This window comes from Streptomyces lincolnensis (genome assembly GCF_001685355.1).
Taxonomy (GTDB): Bacteria; Actinomycetota; Actinomycetes; order Streptomycetales; family Streptomycetaceae; genus Streptomyces; species Streptomyces lincolnensis.
The window spans coordinates 9,234,178-9,252,119 of record NZ_CP016438.1; the positions used below are offsets into that span (position 1 = coordinate 9,234,178).

A 17,942-nucleotide genomic window follows, 5' to 3' on the forward strand; every position below is an offset into this window, starting at 1 on the left:
CTCACGCCCCCGTACCAGGACTGAACGTGATCAATCGGACCGTCGACTCGTTCCCGGACACCGGCACCTCACCGCCGGTCCAGGTCACCTTCAGCGGCTCGCGCTCGTCCGGCGGGGTGACCAGCAGGGCCGCCGGTGTGGCCGCGCGGGCCCCGCTGACCTCGGGGTTGGCGAAGGTCAGGCCGGCCCAGGCGCTGTCGCCCGGCGCCAGGGTGACCGTCCCGGGCGGGTCGGGGGAGCGTGCGGGGTCAGGACCCAGCTGCTTGCCGGAGGCGTCGAGGAAGGCCGCCCCCGGGTAGCCGCGCACGGTGCAGGTGCGCTCCGAGGCGTTGGTGAGCACGATCGGGAAGTTCTCCTGCCCGGCCCCCGGGTTGTTGCGGCCGACGGACGCGCGCAGCTCGGGAGTGTGACAGCGGGTGCCGGCGGGGGAGGCCGGGGTGGTCGTGGGCCCGTCGGTCGCCGGGGCGGCCGTACCTGGCACGGTCCGCGGAGCGCCCGCCTGCTGCGCACCGGTGCCACAGGCGGCCACCGCCGCGAGCACCGCGACCGCGCTCATGAGCAGGCCCGCCCGCCTCCTGCCTGGGGACGCCTTGACCATGCCGGTCCACCTCCCGGACTCCTCGCACGGGGAACAGCCGGTTCACGTGCTTACGGGGCCCTGTGCCCCGTCACCGAGGTCCGATGCGGCCGGACGCGGAAAAGTTCACATCGCGTCGGCGAGCGTGATCTCCGCCCAGATCGTCTTGCCGTCGCCGGTGTGCCGGCTGCCCCAGCGCTGGGTGAGCTGAGCGACCAGCAGCAGTCCGCGGCCGCCCTCGTCGAAGGTCCTGGCCCTACGCAGGTGCGGGGCTGTGTGGCTGGTGTCGGACACCTCGCAGATCAGCGTGGTCTCGTCGTGGATCAGCCGCAGCCGGATGGGGTGGGCGCCGTACCGGATGGCGTTGGTGACCAGCTCGCTCACCACCAGCTCGGCGGTGAACGCCACCTCGCTCAGCGACCACCTCGCCAGCTGCGCGACGACCTGCTTGCGGATCGGCGCCACGAGCGCGGGATCGGCCGGGATGTCCCAGGTGGCGACCTGCGAGGACGGCAGCCCTTTGGTGCGGGCCAGCAGCAGGGCCACGTCGTCCAGGGCACCGCCCGCCGGGAGCAGCTGGTGCAGGACGCGGTCGCACATCTCCTCCAGCGAACCGGAGGGGGCCGCCAGGGCCTCGCACAGCAGTGCCTGACTGGCGTCCACGTCCCGGTCCCGGGTCTCGATCAGACCGTCGGTGTACAGGGACAGCACGGTGCCCTCCGGCAGGGCGAAGTCGACCGACTCGAAGGGCAGGCCGCCCAGGCCCAGCGGCGGCCCGGGCGGCAGGTCGACCTCCTGGGGCGGGCCGCCCGGCGGGATCATGACGGGCGCCGGATGTCCGGCCCTGGCCACGGTGCAGCGCCGGGAGACCGGGTCGTACACGGCGTACAGACAGGTGGCGCCCACCTCGCCGGGGCTGCCGTCGCCGCCGGCTTCCTCGGACAGCCGGGCGACCAGGTCGTCCAGGTGGGTGAGCAGTTCGTCGGGGGCGAGGTCGATGTCGGCGAGGGTGCGCACGGCGGTGCGCAGCCGGCCCATCGTCGCCGAGGCCTGGATGCCGTGCCCGACGACGTCCCCGACGACCATCGCGACCCGCATCCCGGACAGCGGGATCACGTCGAACCAGTCGCCGCCCACCCCCGCCCGGGCCGCCGGCAGATAGCGCGAGGCGGCCTCCACGGCGGCCGTGCGCGGCAGCGACCGGGGCAGCAGGCTGCGCTGGAGGGCGAGGGCGGTCTCGCGCTCGCGGGAGTAGCGGCGGGCGTTGTCGATGCAGACGGCCGCCCGAGCAGTGATCTCCTCGGCCAGCAGCACGTCGTCGGGGGTGAATCCGTCCGGCCGCCGGAAGCGGGTGAGGACGGCGACACCGAGGGTCTGGCCGCGGGCCTGGATCGGCACGGACATCGTGGAGTGGATGCCGTACTGCCGGATCCGTTCGAGGCGTACGGCGTCCCAGGAGAGCCACTGGGCGAGGTCGCCGGTCTCCGTCGAGGCCACGATGGTGTGGCCCGCCAGCAGGGAGTCGGCCTGGGGTGAGGGGGAAGGGTAGACGTCCACCTGGCCCGGCTTGGCCACGGCTTCGGGGTTTCCCGGGTTGACCGACCGATGGGCCGCCCGGCGCAGGCTCACCGGGGCGGTCAGCCGCCCCACGGCGTGGTCGCCACCGGTGTCCGCGGGGTCCAGCAGGTCGACGCTGACGAAATCGGCCAGGGCGGGCACGCAGACGTCCGCGAGTTCCTGGGCCGTCCGGGTGACGTCGAGGGTGGTGCCGACGCGGACGCTGGCCTCGTTCACCAGTTGCAGCCGCTCCTGGGCGAGGTACTGCTCGGTGAAGTCGTGCACGGCCAGGCACACGCCGCGCACCCGTCCGTTCTCGTCGGTGATCGGGGCCATCCGGGCCAGCCAGGCGTTCTTCCGGCCCTCGGGGCCGCTCGGCACATAGGCCCGCACATCCTGGCCGCGGCCCGTGGTGAGCACCCGGTGCATGTACCTCTCGGTGTCCACGCTCTCCGGTCTGCCCCCGATCTCGGAGTGCCTGAGGCCCCGCAGACGCTCCTCCGGAATGCCGATCAGGTCGGCCATGGGTCTGTTGAACCGGCGCAGCCGCAGCCGCTCGTCGTAGAGGGCGACGGCGCAGGGGGACTGGACGACGTCGGCGTGGAAGAGCGGGTCCTCGGGCTGCCGCGCGCCGTGGCCCTCCAGCGGGCTGACCACGAGCCAGTGCTCGGGTGTGTCGGCCGTCGGCGGGCGGTGGTGGGCGAGCAGCCACACGGACACGGGGCGTCCGTCGCGGTGGCGGAGCGTGAGCGTGCCGCTCGTGCGGAGCTGCCGGGAGACGGTGGCCTTCTCGTCGTCGGCCAGGAGCTGGGCCGCGGGCTTGCCGACGACCTCGTCCGCCGACCAGCCCAGCAGCCGGCGGGCGCCGTCGTTCCATTCGGTGAGTGCGCCGGACCCGTCGACGACCGCCCGCGCGGTGGCGGCGTCGTCATGCGGGTACACGGGGCTCATCGGCGCCACTCCATTGCGCACACTCACAGTGAACAGATGTTTTCACTCGGGCTCCAGAGTAGTGCGTCACGCCTCCGCGCGGACGTGAACTCCTGTGCGGACGATGACGCGGCCGGGCCGTGGTCAAGGGGGAAATCCGGCCGTTGTGACGTCTGGGGCGGAAGCGGCTCTCCGCACCCTTGACGGGTGCGTGCGGCAAGCCGTCAGAATCTGTTTGTTCACGATCAGTTGTGAGTACTTCTGGGCCCTGATGAGGGAGAGCCGCCATGACGGTCACTCGCAGATCGGTACTACTGGCCTCCGCGGCCGCACCGGCCGCCGGCGCGCTGGCGGGCACCCCGGCGGCACAGGCCGCCGAGGCCGTGGTCGCGGGGGGAGTCGCCGGCCGCGCCACGGTCCCCCTGCGCGACGGCTGGCGCTTCGCGCTGGTCGACCCGGGCGGGATCACCGACCCCACCGGCGAGTACGCCGACGCCGCCGCCCCCGGCCACGACGACTCCGGATGGCGCCAGGTCGCCGTCCCCCATGACTGGAGCATCGAACTCGCGCCGACCACCGAGCACGGCACCACCAGCGGCACCGGGTTCCTCCCCGGCGGCCTGGGCTGGTACCGCCTCGCCTTCACCCTGCCGCCCTCCTACGCGGGCAAGCGGATCTCGGTGGAGTTCGACGGCGTCTACATGGACTCGTACGTCCACTGCAACGGCACCGAGGTCGGCCGGCACCCCTACGGCTACACCGGCTTCGCCTTCGACGTCACCGACCTGCTGCACACCGACGGCACCACCGCGAACGTCATCGCGGTCAAGGTGCAGAACCGGCTGCCCAGCAGCCGCTGGTACTCGGGCAGCGGCATCTACCGCGAGGCCCGCCTCGTCGTCACCGAACCGGTCCACGTCGCGCGCTGGGGCACGTACGTCACCACACCCCGGATCACCGCCGAGCGGGCCACCGTCAAGGTCGACACCTCGGTGGTGAACGAGACCGGAGCCGCGCGTCCGGTCGAGATCCGGTCACGGGTCAGGGACCCGCGCGGCCGCACGGTGGCCCGCACCGCGTCCACGGTCACGGTCGACGGCCGGGCCACCGAAGGACATGAACTCACCGTCCCCAAGCCCCTGTTGTGGGATTTCGAGACACCGCGCCGCTACACCCTGGAGACCGAGCTGCGCGTCGACGGCAGGATCGTCGACACCTACCGCACCCCCTTCGGCTTCCGCACCTTCCGCTTCGACCCGGACGAGGGCTTCCACCTCAACGGCACCTATCACAAGATCAAGGGTGTCGACCTGCACCACGACCTGGGCGCGCTCGGCGCCGCCGTCAGCATCGACGCGATCCGCAGACAGATGACCATCATGAAGTCGATGGGCGTCAACGCCTTCCGCACCTCCCACAACCCGCCCGCGCCGGAGATGATCCAGGTCTGCGAGGAACTGGGCATCGTGATGCTGGTGGAGGCGTTCGACTGCTGGAAGACCCCCAAGAACCGCTACGACTACGGCCGGTTCTTCGACGAGTGGGCCGACAAGGACGTCACGGAGATGGTGGAGGCCGCCCGCAACTCGCCCGCCGTCCTCATGTGGTCGATCGGCAACGAGGTCCCCGACTTCTCCTCCACCGCCGGCCTCGCCATGGCGGACCGGCTCATCGCCGCGGTCAAGGCCTCCGACGACACCCGACCGATCGTCATCGGCTCCGACCGGCACCGCGGTGTGCCCGCGCCGGGCACTCCGGGCGACCTGCTCCTCGCCAAGCTCGACGGCCTCGGCCTCAACTACAACACCGCCAGGTCGGTGGACGCCCTGCACGCCCGCTACCCGCACCTGTTCCTCTTCGAGTCCGAGTCCTCCTCCGAGACCTCCACCCGCGGCACCTACCAGGAGCCGGAGCACCTCAACACCGGGGAGAACCACACGCCGGGCAGGCGGGCGACCTCGTCGTACGACAACAACCTCGCCTCCTGGACGATGAGCGGCGAGTACGGCCACAAGAAGGACCGCGACCGCAAGTGGTTCGCGGGGGAGTTCCTGTGGTCCGGGATCGACTACATCGGGGAGCCCACGCCGTACAACGTCTTCCCGGTGAAGGCGTCCTTCTTCGGCGCCGTCGACACGGCCGGATTCCCGAAGGACATGTACCACCTCTTCCGGAGCCAGTGGGTGAGCGAGCCCATGGTCCATCTGCTCCCCATGACCTGGAACCACGAGGAGGGCACCACGGTCGAGGTGTGGGCGTACGCCAATGTCGCCACCGTGGAGCTGTTCCTGAACGGAAAGTCCCTCGGCACGCGGACGTTCGACACCAAGAAGACCGTCGACGGCCGGGAGTACCTGGAGACCACCGAGGCCACCGGTGACGACAAGACCTTCACCGACGGCCCCTACCCGGGCAGTTACACCAGCCCGAACGGCAGCGCGGGCAAGCTCCACCTCACCTGGAAGGTCCCGTACGAGCCGGGCGAGTTGAAGGCGGTGGCCCGCAGGAACGGCAAGGTGGTCGCCACCGACGTCCTGCGCACGGCCGGCAGACCCCACGCCGTACGCCTCACCCCCGACCGCACGTCCCTCGCCGCCGACGGCCGTTCCCTGGTCTTCGTCACGGCGGACGTCGTCGACGCCCGCGGAGTCGTGGTGCCCGACGCCGAGCACCTGATCTCCTTCGCGGTGACGGGCGGCTCCCTCGCGGGGCTCGACAACGGCCGCGAGGAGAGCGCCGAGCGCTACCAGGCGAGCACCCGCACCGCCTTCTGCGGCAAGGCCCTCGCCATCGTCCGCGCCGGGACGAAACCGGGCGCGGTCAAGGTGACCGCAAAGGTGGAGGGCCTGCGCCCGGGCACGGCGACCGTCCGGGCCACTCCCGCCCGGTCGGTGGCGACCACCCCGGCCGCCGCGTTCCGCCCCGACCACCCGGCGCCGCCCGACTACCCCCATGCCGACGCCAGTTACTCCGGCCGCCCCGACACGCTGCCGGCCGCGATGCTCGACGGCGACCCGGCCACCGGCTGGTCCAACGCCTTCGCCAAGGCCGCCACCGCGCTGCTGCCCGCCTTCAGCGGAGCCCGGACCGAGGACTGGGTCTCGGTGGACTTCGGGCGGACGCGGACCGTCGACCGGGTGGAGGTCTCCTTCACCCTGAGCGCGACCCACAGCCTGCCCGCGTCGGTCCGGGCCGAGGTGTGGGACGGGCGGACCTATGTGACGGTCAAGGGGGCGGCCGTCGACTGGGCCACCGCCTCCGGCGAACCGACGGTCCTCACCTTCGACGCCGTGCGCGGCTCCCGGCTGCGGCTCGTTCTGACCAGCGCCCACCCGGACGAGGCGCGCGGCGGGATACGCATCAGCAGGCTGGAAGTCCCGGCCGGCTGACCGCCGCCCGCACGATCCTCGAAGCGGTCCGGACGGAACCAGTCCCGTCCGGACCGTTGACGGGGTGTCATGCCTGCAACAAGCATGGCCTGCGTCCGCATCTGGGAGCGCTCCCACGGGAGCGTCACCCGTACCTCCTCCAGGAGCCCAGACGTGAAACGACGTAGAACCACCCTGATCTCCCTGACGGCCCTGCTCGGGGCGGCACTCGTGGGCCTCCCCGCCCCCGGGGCCGTCGCCGAGGAGGTCGAACAGGTCAAGAACGGCACCTTCGACACCACCACCGCCCCCTGGTGGACCACCAGCAACGTCACCGCGGAACTGTCCGGCGGACAGCTGTGCGCCGACGTGCCGGGCGGCACCGCCAACCGCTGGGACGCCGCCGTCGGACAGAACGACATCACCCTGGTCAAGGGCGAGTCGTACAAGTTCTCCTTCAGCGCGAACGGCTCGCCCGAGGGACACGTCCTGCGCGCCATCGTCGGCCTGTCGGCGGCGCCCTACGACACCTATTTCGAGGTCAGTCCGCAGCTCAGCGTGTCGGGCAACACCTACTCGTACACGTTCACCTCGCCCGTCGACACCGCCCAGGGCCAGGTCGGCTTCCAACTCGGCGGCAGCGCCGACCCGTTCCGCTACTGCATGGACGACGTGTCCCTGCTGGGCGGGGTCCCGCCCGAGGTCTACGAGCCCGACACCGGACCCCGGGTCCGGGTCAACCAGGTCGCCTATCTGCCCGCGGGACCCAAGAACGCCACCCTGGTCACCGGCGCGACCGCCCCACTGCCCTGGCAGCTGAAGAACGCCGGCGGCGCGGTGGTGGCCCGCGGATCGACCGTCCCGCGCGGCACCGACGCCTCCTCCGGGCAGAACGTGCACTCCGTCGACTTCGGCGCCTACAAGAAGAAGGGCAGCGGCTTCACCCTGGTCGCCGACGGCGAGACCAGCCGCCCCTTCGACATCGGCACGAGCGCCTACGAGCGACTGCGGCTCGACGCGGCGAAGTACTACTACACCCAGCGCAGCGGCATCGCGATCCGCGACGACCTGCGCCCGGGCTACGGCCGCGCCGCCGGGCACGTGAACGTGGCCCCCAACCAGGGCGACAAGGACGTGCCCTGCCAGCCGGGCGTGTGCGACTACACGCTCGACGTCACCGGCGGCTGGTACGACGCGGGCGACCACGGCAAGTACGTGGTCAACGGCGGCATCTCCACCTGGGAGGTACTGAGCACCTACGAGCGCGAGAAGCTGGCCCGCACCGGGCAGGCGGAGCGGCTGGGGGACGGCACCCTCGCCATCCCCGAGAGCGGCAACAAGGTGCCCGACATCCTCGACGAGGCCCGCTGGGAGCTGGAGTTCCTGCTGAAGATGCAGGTGCCGGCCGGGCAGCCGCTGGCCGGCATGGCCCACCACAAGATCCACGACGAGCAGTGGACCGGCCTGCCGCTGATGCCGAGCGACGATCCGCAAAAGCGTGAGCTGCACCCGCCGTCCACCGCGGCGACCCTGAACCTGGCGGCGACGGCCGCGCAGGCGGCCCGCCTGTACAAGCCGTACGACAAGGCGTTCGCGGCGAAGACCCTCGCGGTCGCCCGCACCGCCTGGGCGGCGGCGCTCGCCCACCCCGACCGGTACGCCTCGGAGAGCGACGGCATCGGCGGTGGCACCTACGCCGACAACAACGTCACCGACGAGTTCTACTGGGCGGCGGCCGAGCTGTACCTCACCACCGGCGAGAAGGCGTTCCAGGACCACGTCCTGGCCTCGCCCGTCCACACCGCCGACATCTACACCCCCGTCGGCTACGACTGGGCCAGGACCGCCGCCGCGGCCCGCCTGGACCTCGCCACCGTGCCGAACCGGCTGCCCGGCCGCGACAAGGTCCGCCAGTCCGTCGTCAAGGGCGCCGACCGCTACCTGGCCACGTTGAAGGCCCACCCGTACGGCATGCCGTACGCCCCGGAGGGCAACGTCTACGACTGGGGTTCCAACCACCAGATCCTGCACAACGCGATCGTCATCGCCACCGCGTACGACATCACCGGCGGCTCGAAGTACCGGGACGGCGCCGTGCAGAGCATGGACTACGTCTTCGGCCGCAACGCGCTGAACATGTCGTACGTGACCGGCTACGGCGAGGTCAACGCCCACAACCAGCACGCCCGTTGGTACGCCCACCAGCTGGACCCGAGCCAGCCCAACCCGCCGCAGGGGACTCTGGCCGGCGGGCCGAACTCGAGCATCCAGGACCCCTTCGCACAGAGCAAACTCCAGGGCTGCGTCGGCCAGTTCTGCTTCATCGACGACATCCAGTCCTGGTCGACCAACGAGCACACCATCAACTGGAACTCGGCCCTGACCCGGATGGCGTCCTTCGTGGCGGATCAAGACTGAGCGGATCGAGACCGGAACTCGCGTGCTCCACCAGCTCACCGGGCCGCTCGTGCGCGGTGAGCGTGTGGAGCCGTGCCTGATCGAGCGGCTGGTGCACCTCGACGTACTCACCGTGCGGCAGCCGCTTGATCACGCCGGTCTCCCGACCGTGCATCACCAGCTCCCTGTCGCGGAGTTGGAGACCCAGGCAGATCCGGCGGGTCACCACGAACACCACCGCCGGGACGACGAACACCGCTATCCGGACCATCCAGGTCACCGTGTTGATCGACAGATGCAGCCGGGTCGCCACGATGTCGTTGCCGCCGCCCGCCAGCAGCACCAGATACAGGGCGATCCAGGCCGCGCCGATCGCCGTGCGCACCGGCCGGTTGCGCGGGCGGTCCAGCAGATGGTGCTCGCCCCTGTCACGTGTGAACCGGGCCTCCAGGAACGGGTACACGCCGATGAACACCAGCAGCAGCGGGAAGACCACGATGGGGATCAGCACCCCGAGGACGAGTGTGTGCCCCCAGAAATCGATCTCCCAGCCCGGCATGATCCGGACCAGTCCCTCCGCGAAGCCCAGGTACCAGTCGGGCTGGGCGCCCGTGGAGACCTGGTCGGCGCGGTAGGGGCCGTACGACCAGACGGGGTTGATGCTCGCCACGGCCGCGAGCAGCGTGAGCGATCCGAAGACCAGGAAGAAGAAGCCGCCCGCCTTCGCCATGTACACCGGCATGAACGGGGTGCCGACCACATTGCGCTCGGTCCGCCCGGGCCCCGCGAACTGGGTGTGCTTGTGGTAGAAGACCAGCAGCACATGGACCACGACGAGCGCCGCCATGATGCCCGGGATCACCAGGATGTGCAGCGAGTAGAAGCGCGCCACGATGTCGTCGCCGGGGTACTCGCCGCCGAACAGGAACATCGCGAGGTATGTCCCCACGATCGGTACGGACAGCAGGGCGCCGTGGACGAACCTCATGCCCGTCCCGGACAGCAGGTCGTCGGGCAGCGAGTAGCCGAAGAGCCCCTCGAACAGCCCGAGGAACAGCAGCGACCAGCCGAACAGCCAGTTGACCTCGCGCGGCTTGCGGAACGAGCCCGTGAAGAAGTGCCGCATCATGTGCGCGAGCATCCCGGCCACGAAGACCAGCGCCGCCCAGTGGTGCAACTGCCGGATCAGCAGCCCGCCGCGCACGTCGAAGCTGATGTCCAGGGTGGAGGCGTACGCCTCGGACATGCGGACGCCGTTGAGCGGGGTGTAACTGCCCTGGTACGTCACCTCGTTCATCGACGGATGGAAGAAGAAGGTGAGGTACACGCCGGACAGGATCAGGACGATGAAGCTGTACAGGCAGATCTCGCCCAGCAGGAAGGACCAGTGGTCGGGGAAGACCTTGCGCAGGTACTTCTTGCCCAGGGTGTGGGTGCCGAGGCGGCCGTCGAACCAGTCGGCCATCCGCTCGCCGCGGCCCCGCCCGCCGGTGTCGGGAACATCGGAAACGGTCTGCTCGGACATGTGTGCGCCTCCCGGTGGCTCGCTCACCACCGAGACGGCCGAGGGGGCCCGGAGTGTGACACCCGACCGGCCGGATGTGGTCCACGCCACACCCGGCCGTCGTGCGGTCCTCAGGCGGCGTCGTGGAAGACCAGCCCCAGCGCACGGCGATGCCCCGAGCGGACCACGCTCACCCCGTGCCGCATCGCCCCGGCCGACCAGCCGCGCCGGCCGCGCACCGGGCGGTCCCGGGTCGTGAAGACCACCCCGTGCCCCTGCGGGAGCACGGTCGTGACGCCCCGGGACTGGGCCCGGGCCCGCTGCTCCACCATCAGGAACTCGCCGCCCGTGTAGTCGGTGCCGTGGGCGTCGAGGCCGACGACCACCTGGAGCGGGAAGACCAGCTCGCCGAACACGTCACGGTGCAGCGCGTTCCAGTCACCCTGCCCGTACCGCAGCAGGATCTGCGCGGACCGGTCCTGCCCGGCCTCGTGGCAGCGCTCCAGCCACTCCCGGAGGGAGTCCGGCCACGGCGCGGGCCGTCCGAGCCGGGCCGCCCAGTCCCGGGCGATCGGCAGCAGCCGCGGGTAGAAGGCGGCCCGCAGGGCGGCGACCGCCGGGGGCAGGTCGTGGGTGAAGTAGCGGTACTCCCCGGATCCGAAGCGGTGCCGCGCCATGTCGACGGTCGTCCGGAACAGCTCCGGTTTGTCGTACAGGGCCGCCAGGTCGTGGCACTCGGCCGGCGTCAGCAGCCGTTCCGTCGGCGCGCAGCCGTGCTCGTCCAACTCGGCGGCCACAGCGGTCCAGTCGGTCCCGGCGACCCGTCGCAGGGCCCGGTCGGCGGTGACGGTCATGGGCTTGCCTCTCCTCGTGACGTGTCTGCGGCACCATCGAGTCTGCCGCCGTCGGAGGCTGGTGACCGGCGGAAATCGGACCGAGTGTTCCACGGCCTGCGGTACCTCTGTGATGTCCACTTGACCTGGGGATATTTACGAGTAAGTACCCGGGCGGTACCGTGGTGGCATGCCTGCTCTGAACGTGGAATTCAGCGATCGCGAGCTGGAGGACCTGCGGCAGATCGCCAAGGAGCGCGGTACGTCGATGAAGGCCCTGGTGCGCGAGGCCGCCGCGGCCGACATCGCCCGGCACCGCGCGCTCCAGGAGGGCGCGGAGGCCTTCCGCCGGTTCTTCGCCTCCCACGCCGAGGAGTTCGCGGCCGCCTTCCCCGACGACGAACCCCGGGCCCGGGGCGCGGGGCGGGTCGCCTGACCGATGGCTCCCGTGGTCCACATCGACGTGCCCTGGCTGCTCCAGCGTCACGAAGAGGTCCTGCCCGACCAGCCCACCATCAACGACTTCTCCGCGCTGGTGGCCGCCGTCGCCCGGCACCGCGTCGACCCGCCGCGCCTCGGTGTGGACTCCGACCCCGCCTGGCGGGCCGCCGCGCTGCTGCACACCCTCGCCCTGCTCAAACCCCTGCCGTCGGCCAACGCCCGCTTCGCCTGCGCCACGGCCGTGGCCTACATGTTCGTCAGTGGCGTCGGCATCGACCCGCCCTACGGCACCCTCGTCGACCTCGCCCGCGACCTGATCTCCGGCAAGACCGACGTGTACGGGGCCGCCGACCGGCTGCGCTCCTGGCAGATCTGATCCCGTCGCGGGATCTGCCGTCCGCTCCCGGGGCCGCCGACCGGGGCGGGAGGAACGGGGTCGGCGGCCGTCGTCGCGCAGGAGAGCCTCCCCCAAGCTCTCGGCTTCGCTCGAGCCCGGGGGGACCCCCACCCTGCGCGGGGCCTCCGAGGAAAGGCCGGTTCCAGTCCACTACGCGGTGCGGTGCGCGGGCAGCGTGCGTGCCGCCCGGGCACGTGCGTGTGTTTCACACGGGGCGCATGGAATCGTGAAAGGCCGGACGGGGCGCATGAGTTGCCGCCGTATCCGACTCTCTTCCCATGAGGTGGATGTGACCCCGGTGCCTTGTTGGCCGTGTATGACTTGTGCAAGGGTGAACTGTCGGTGTGGGGGGAAGGACCGGCTCGCATTCGTCCCGTGGGGAAACGGGGGCGCGGACGGATGCTGGTGAATTCACGCTCCCCATGCCCGCGCCCGAAAGGTGGGCCCCGATCCCGGGCCCTTTCGGCGACCAGAACTTCTGTGTGCGCCCTGCGCGCGGGAAGGAATCAGCTCCGTGCTCACCCCCCACCCCCCTCGCCCTCCCTACCCACCGCCCGGTGGAGTTCCGGAGGAATCCGACGAGAATCTCGGCGCCGCTCTCAGAGGCCGCCCGGACCACGAGGTCACCCAGGTCGTGGCGTTCCTCATGGCGCGGCACTGGCGGCAGGCCCACGAGTACGCGGTGATCTGCCTCGCCGGCGAGGACTCCGCCTCCATCGTCACCGCCGCCTCCTTCCACCAGGTACTCGACCGTGTCGGCCTCGGCGAGACGGCCGTGGCGCTGCGCCCGCGACTGCTGGTGACCGTGCGGGAGACCGTCCGGCAGTGGGCGGCCGAGGACCGGATATCCGATGTTCTGCCGGATCTCCGGAAAACCGCCGGTAGTCGCGGTATGCGGCCGGCCCGGTTCCTGACGCCCGAAAACCGCAAGCTGGCCGAACGGTCATTCCACGCCCTTCCCGGACTTTTTCGGTGCGTGTTGTGGCATGTGGAGGTGGAAGGAGAGTCGTTAACCGTCCCCGCCGCTCTCCTCGGCATGGATACCGACACCGCGTCGGTGTCGCTCGAACAGGCGCGTGAAAAATTCCGTGAAGGTTGTGTTCAGGCCCATCGGGAACTCGCGCCGACCCAGGAATGCCGCTACTACAACCGCCTCCTCGACGTTCCCATTCGCCGCGGCGGGGCCCTGCTGCCGGATGTCCGGCAGCATCTGGGGGAGTGCCGCCACTGCCATCACGCGGCCGAACAACTGAGCCATTTCGAGGGCGGATTGGGTGTCCTGCTGACCGAGGCGGTGCTCGGCCCGGAAGGCCGCCGCTACCTCGACACCCGTCCGGGCCGGGCCGACGAGGAGCCGCGCACCCGCGGCTCGGGCCGGCACGGCGGCGGACGCAGACGCCTCCTGCCGGCCATCCCCGGTATGCCCGCCGCCCTCCGCCGCCCGACCCCGCAAGGACCGCGCTCTTCCCGCACCCTGGTCGCCGGCGTCGGCCTCGCCTCCGCCGGCCTCTTCACCGCGTTGCTCGTCGGCGGCCTGTGGACGGACGACGACGGCGCCGCCCCGGCCGCCTCCACCAGCGCCACCGGCGGCCTCGGCACGACCCCCGGCGCCTCCTCGGGCACGGCCCACCTCCCCGCCGGGCCCGGAATCACCAGGCTGCGCAACGCCGCCGCCGGCCTGTGCGTCGATATCGACGGCGAACCCAAGGCCGGCACCGGGACCGAACTGGCGGCCTGCTCCGACGCGCCGACCCAGCAGTGGTCGTACGAGGACGACGGGCTGCTGCGCAGCGTGGCCGAACCGGACCTGTGCCTGGACTCGCACCTGGCCGCCGGCATGCCGGCCCTCGGCAGCTGCGCCGCGGAGAACGCAAGGCGCGGCGACGACGTCCGCTACGACCTCACGGTCCGGGGAGAGGTGCTGCCCCGCTGGGACGGGCGCCTGGCCCTCGCCCCCACCACCGACGACCCGGGCGCCGACCTCGTCGTCAAGATCCGCGACGGCTCCGCCCGACAGCGCTGGCTCACCGACCCGGTCTCCACGGCGAGCCCCGGTTCCCTGTCCGGGGCCGGGACGAAGACGCCCTCGACGCGGGTGGTGGAGGTCTCCGACCGGGCGTAGCCGCGGGACGATCGCCCCGGGTTCAGTCGACCGTGAGATCACCGGGGCCGATCGTGGCCGGGCCGGCGTGGCCGGACAGGGCGAGGGTGAGGTCGAACTCCGCCAGCAGACAGCGGATGACGTGCTCGACGCCCGCCTGCCCGTCGAGCCCGAGGCCGTAGACGTAGGGGCGTCCCACGAGCACCGCCTGCGCGCCGAGTGCCAGGGCCTTGAAGATGTCGTCGCCGGTGCGGACTCCGCTGTCGAACAGGACGGTCAGCCGGTCGCCGACCGCTTGTGCGATCCGGGGCAGCGCGTCGGCGGCCGCGACCGCGCCGGCCACCTGGCGGCCGCCGTGGTTGGACACCACCACGCCGTCCATCCCGGCGTCGGCGGCGAGCCGGGCGTCGTCCGGGTGCAGGACACCCTTGAGGACGATCGGACCGTCCCAGTTCTCGCGCAGGAACGTCAGGTCCGGCCAGGTCTTGGCGGGGTCGGAGAACATGCCGACGAAGTGCATCACGGCCGCGTTCGGATCCTCGTGCACCGGCTTGGCCAGCCCTGCCTGGAAGGCCGGGTCGGAGAAGTAGTTGGCGGTGCCCACACCGCGCAGGAACGGCAGATACGCCTGGTCGAGGTCGCGCGGCCGCCAGGACAGCATCGGAGTGTCGAGGGTGACGACGAGCACGGTGAACCCGGCCGCCTTCGCCCGGCCCAGGAAACTCCGGGCCACCTCGGGATCCTTGGGCCAGTACAGCTGGAACCACCGCTCGGCGTCCCCCATCGCCTCCGCGACCTGCTCCATCGGGGTGCTGGACGCCGACGACAGGATGTACGGCACTCCCTGCGCCGCCGCGGCCCGGGCGGCGGCCGGCTCGGCGTCCGGGTGCATGATCGACAGCACGCCGACCGGTGCCAGGGCCAGCGGGGCGGGCAGCGCGCGGCCCAACACCTCGACGGACAGGTCCCGTTCGTGCACGTCCCGCAGCATGCGCGGCACGATCCGGCGCCGCTCCAGAGCCGCCCGGTTGGCCCGCGCCGTACTGCCGTCGCCCGCGCTGCCCGCCACATAGCCGACCGGACCGGGACCGAGCCGCCGCTCGGTGAGTTCCTCCAGCCGTGTCAGATCGGTGGGCAGGCGCGGGACGGCGCCCGACATCCCGTTCAGATAGATCTCGTACTGGAAGTCCGCCCAGTGCTTGGCCATCCGTACGCCCAGCCTCTCCTCGTCGAGCCGCGTCGCCCCGACCATACTGGCCGGTACGGCGCCGGGGTCAGGCCCGGGACGCGGCCGGGGGAGCGATCTCGTCGGCAGGAGTTCCGGGACCGGTGATGGGCGGCACCGGCACGTCGACCGTGCGGGCCAGTCGCGCGCCCTCGGGCCCGTACACCGCCCGCGGCTCGGGGAAGATCCACAGCAGGGCCAGGAACAGCACCGCGGCCACGACCAGCGACAGCGGCAGGCCGATGTCCACGCCGTTGGCGAGATCCCCGAGCGGTCCGACGAACTGGCCGGGAATGTTGGTGAAGAGCACGCCGACCAGGGCGGACACCCACCAGGCGGTCAGCCCCCGCCAGTTCCAGCCGTGCGCGAACCAGTAACGGCCGCCGCGCTGACGGCGGTTGAAGACCTGGAGCGCCTCCGGGTCGTACCAGCCGCGCCGGGTGAACCAGCCCAGCATCATCACGACCATCCAGGGCGTCGTACACGTGATGATCATGGTGGCGAAGGTCGAGATCGACCGCACGAGGTCCAGGCCGAACCGTCCGACGAAGATGAACACGATCGACAGCGCGCCGACCAGGACGGTCGCCCGCACCCGCGACAGCCGCGGGAACACCGAGGAGAAGTCGAGCCCCGTGCCGTACAGGGCCGTCGTCCCCGTCGACATCCCACCGATCAGGGCAAGTAGACAGACCGGCAGGAAGAACCAGCCGGGCGAGATCGCCAGCAGCCCGCCCACGAAGTCGGGCGCCGCCGGGTCGACGTAGTCCGGCGCCTTCGCGGCGATGATGCTCGCGGTCGCCAGCCCGAAGACGAACGGCACCAGGGTCGCGATCTGCGACAGGAAGGCGGCACCCACCACCCGGCGGCGCGGGGTGTTCGCCGGGATGTAGCGCGACCAGTCGCCCAGGAAGGCACCGAAGGACACCGGGTTCGACAGCACGATCAGCGCCGCGCCGATGAACGACGGCCAGAACAGCGCGTCGGTCGCCGCGTCCGCCGACTCCGTGAAGACGCCCGCGTACGACGGGTCGAAGTCCCCGGCGAAGGCGACCGCGCCCAGCAGGAACAGCACCGTCGCCGAGGCCACCGCGACCTTGTTGACGAACAGCATGAACCGGAAGCCGTACACGCACACCGCGAGCACCAGCCCGGCGAACAGCGCGTACGCGACGCCGTAGGACACGTCGTCGCGCTCCAGGCCGAAGAGCCGGTGGGCGCCGCCGACCAGGGCGTCGCCGGAGCTCCACACCGAGATGGAGAAGAACGCGACGGCGGTGAGCAGCGACAGGAACGAGCCGACCACCCGGCCGTGCACACCGAGGTGGGCCGACGAGGAGACGGCGTTGTTGGTGCCGTTGGCCGGCCCGAACACCGCCATCGGGCACAGGATCAGCGCGCCGACGACGACGCCGAGGAGGGTGGCGGCCAGGCCCTGCCAGAAGGACAGGCCGAACAGGATCGGGAAGGCGCCGAGGACACAGGTGGAGAAGGTGTTGGCGCCGCCGAAGGCGAGGCGGAACAGATCGAGCGGACGCGCGGTGCGGTCCGCGTCCGGGATGCGCTCCACGCCATGCGCCTCGACCTCGGTCAGGGCAGGGGGCGCGGGCGGAGCGGCGGGGGAGACGGCGGCCGGCTGTGCGGACTGCTCGGAGTGCTCGGGCTGTTGGGGCTGCGGGGACACGGGGGCTCCAGCGGGGACGGGGCGGTGGAGCGCGGGGTGGCGCGACGGTGGGGACGGGTGGTCGCCGACGCCGGGGTGTGCGGCGGTGACGCGGCCCGTCCTCTCGGCGGTCTGCCGACCGTACGGCGGCGCACCGGGCCCGGAACAGAAGACGGTTCATCCATCTTCGGGGCCCCGGCTGTGCGCATCGTCCACCGGGCTCATCCGCCTGCCTCATCCACCGGTTTCCTCCGTTCGCCGGTCACTCCTCGTCGGCCGGGCTGTCCTCGGGCTCGGCGTCGGGCCCCTGCGCCCGCACCCGCTGGACGTGTTCCAGGGACTCGCGGAGTTCGGCGAGCCAGTCGTCGGTGTGGCGCTGGACCAGACGCACGCACCAGGCGAGGGCGTCGCTGCGGCTGCGGGCCACCCCTCCGGCGATGAGGGTGTCGAGGACCTGGCGCTCGGGCTGCCGCAGCCGGGTCATGACGGGGGCCGCGACATGGGTGAACAGGGCGCGCTCCGGGCCGCACTCGACACCCCAGGAGACCTTCCGGCCGAACCGGTGCTCGGCGTCCCGTGCCACCGCGATCCGGGTGTCGCGGGTGCGTTCCCGGAACTCCTGGATCCGGCCCTGTACGGCGGCCTCCCGCTCGGCGGCCGGGGCGTCCTCGTCCAGCCGGGGTTCGGGAACACGGCCGACGACGGTGATCTCCTCGCGGTCGACGGTCACCTCGACGAGCTCCTCGAACAGATCGTCCGGCAGCCGGCCGGCGAACCACCCGCGCAGTTTCTCTCGCTGCTCTGTCGTAATCATGTAATCACCATTACTCGGCACACGAGGGAACGCAAGAGTCCGCGTTCCGGGTGCGCTCAGGGCGGAAAAGCGGAATGTTTCAGGCCTATTGCCGAGCGGGGGAGATCCGGCCATCGGGTCGGATCGGTCGATCAA

At 71.4% G+C, this 17,942-nt stretch carries 12 protein-coding genes; 5 read left to right on the plus strand and 7 right to left on the minus strand.

Going from position 1 to position 17,942, the window contains the following annotated elements; all coding sequences use genetic code 11:
• Position 1 precedes the first annotated feature (1 nt).
• Both SLINC_RS40795 and SLINC_RS40800 read right to left on the minus strand, forming a co-directional pair.
• Positions 2–598 carry a DUF4232 domain-containing protein gene (locus tag SLINC_RS40795; protein WP_067443457.1) on the minus strand — a complete coding sequence of 199 codons (597 nt, stop codon included), beginning with the start codon at positions 596–598 and terminating at the stop codon, positions 2–4.
• Positions 599–703: 105 nt separating this feature from the next.
• Complete coding sequence (locus tag SLINC_RS40800; protein WP_067443458.1) at positions 704–3,085, minus strand: SpoIIE family protein phosphatase; 2,382 nt, start codon at positions 3,083–3,085, stop codon at positions 704–706.
• Between the two features lie 266 nt (positions 3,086–3,351).
• Here SLINC_RS40800 and SLINC_RS40805 point away from each other — a divergent pair, with 266 nt between their 5' ends.
• Positions 3,352–6,453, plus strand: coding sequence for a glycoside hydrolase family 2 TIM barrel-domain containing protein (locus tag SLINC_RS40805; protein ID WP_067443459.1), 3,102 nt, complete (start codon positions 3,352–3,354; stop codon positions 6,451–6,453).
• Positions 6,454–6,606: 153 nt separating this feature from the next.
• A complete protein-coding gene (locus tag SLINC_RS40810) occupies positions 6,607–8,850 on the plus strand; it encodes a glycoside hydrolase family 9 protein (RefSeq protein ID WP_067443460.1) in 2,244 nt (747 codons plus the stop codon).
• Here the strand turns inward: SLINC_RS40810 and qcrB are convergent.
• Both qcrB and SLINC_RS40820 read right to left on the minus strand, forming a co-directional pair.
• A complete protein-coding gene (qcrB, locus tag SLINC_RS40815) occupies positions 8,795–10,354 on the minus strand; it encodes a cytochrome bc1 complex cytochrome b subunit (protein WP_067443461.1) in 1,560 nt (519 codons plus the stop codon). The genes SLINC_RS40810 and qcrB overlap by 56 nt on opposite strands.
• A gap of 110 nt (positions 10,355–10,464) precedes the next feature.
• Positions 10,465–11,187, minus strand: coding sequence for a 2OG-Fe(II) oxygenase (locus tag SLINC_RS40820; RefSeq protein WP_067443462.1), 723 nt, complete (start codon positions 11,185–11,187; stop codon positions 10,465–10,467).
• A 169-nt stretch (positions 11,188–11,356) separates the two neighbouring features.
• Here SLINC_RS40820 and SLINC_RS40825 point away from each other — a divergent pair, with 169 nt between their 5' ends.
• The 3 genes from SLINC_RS40825 (at position 11,357) to SLINC_RS40835 (ending at position 14,126) form a co-directional block, all read left to right on the plus strand.
• On the plus strand, positions 11,357–11,602 hold the full coding sequence (locus tag SLINC_RS40825; RefSeq protein ID WP_067443463.1) for a hypothetical protein: 246 nt from the start codon (positions 11,357–11,359) through the stop codon (positions 11,600–11,602).
• Between the two features lie 3 nt (positions 11,603–11,605).
• Complete coding sequence (locus SLINC_RS40830; RefSeq protein ID WP_067443464.1) at positions 11,606–11,983, plus strand: toxin Doc; 378 nt, start codon at positions 11,606–11,608, stop codon at positions 11,981–11,983.
• Between the two features lie 535 nt (positions 11,984–12,518).
• Positions 12,519–14,126 carry an RICIN domain-containing protein gene (locus SLINC_RS40835; RefSeq protein WP_067443465.1) on the plus strand — a complete coding sequence of 536 codons (1,608 nt, stop codon included), beginning with the start codon at positions 12,519–12,521 and terminating at the stop codon, positions 14,124–14,126.
• 22 nt (positions 14,127–14,148) lie between these two features.
• Here the strand turns inward: SLINC_RS40835 and SLINC_RS40840 are convergent, their stop codons facing one another.
• From SLINC_RS40840 to SLINC_RS40850, 3 genes are all read right to left on the minus strand, one after another.
• Positions 14,149–15,312 (minus strand): lactate 2-monooxygenase, encoded by a 1,164-nt coding sequence (locus tag SLINC_RS40840; protein ID WP_067446309.1) that lies wholly within the window; start codon positions 15,310–15,312, stop codon positions 14,149–14,151.
• 67 nt (positions 15,313–15,379) lie between these two features.
• Positions 15,380–16,924 (minus strand): purine-cytosine permease family protein, encoded by a 1,545-nt coding sequence (locus tag SLINC_RS40845; RefSeq protein WP_107406906.1) that lies wholly within the window; start codon positions 16,922–16,924, stop codon positions 15,380–15,382.
• 331 nt (positions 16,925–17,255) lie between these two features.
• Complete coding sequence (locus SLINC_RS40850) at positions 17,256–17,807, minus strand: CoA-transferase family III protein (RefSeq protein WP_067443467.1); 552 nt, start codon at positions 17,805–17,807, stop codon at positions 17,256–17,258.
• Positions 17,808–17,942 lie beyond the last annotated feature (135 nt).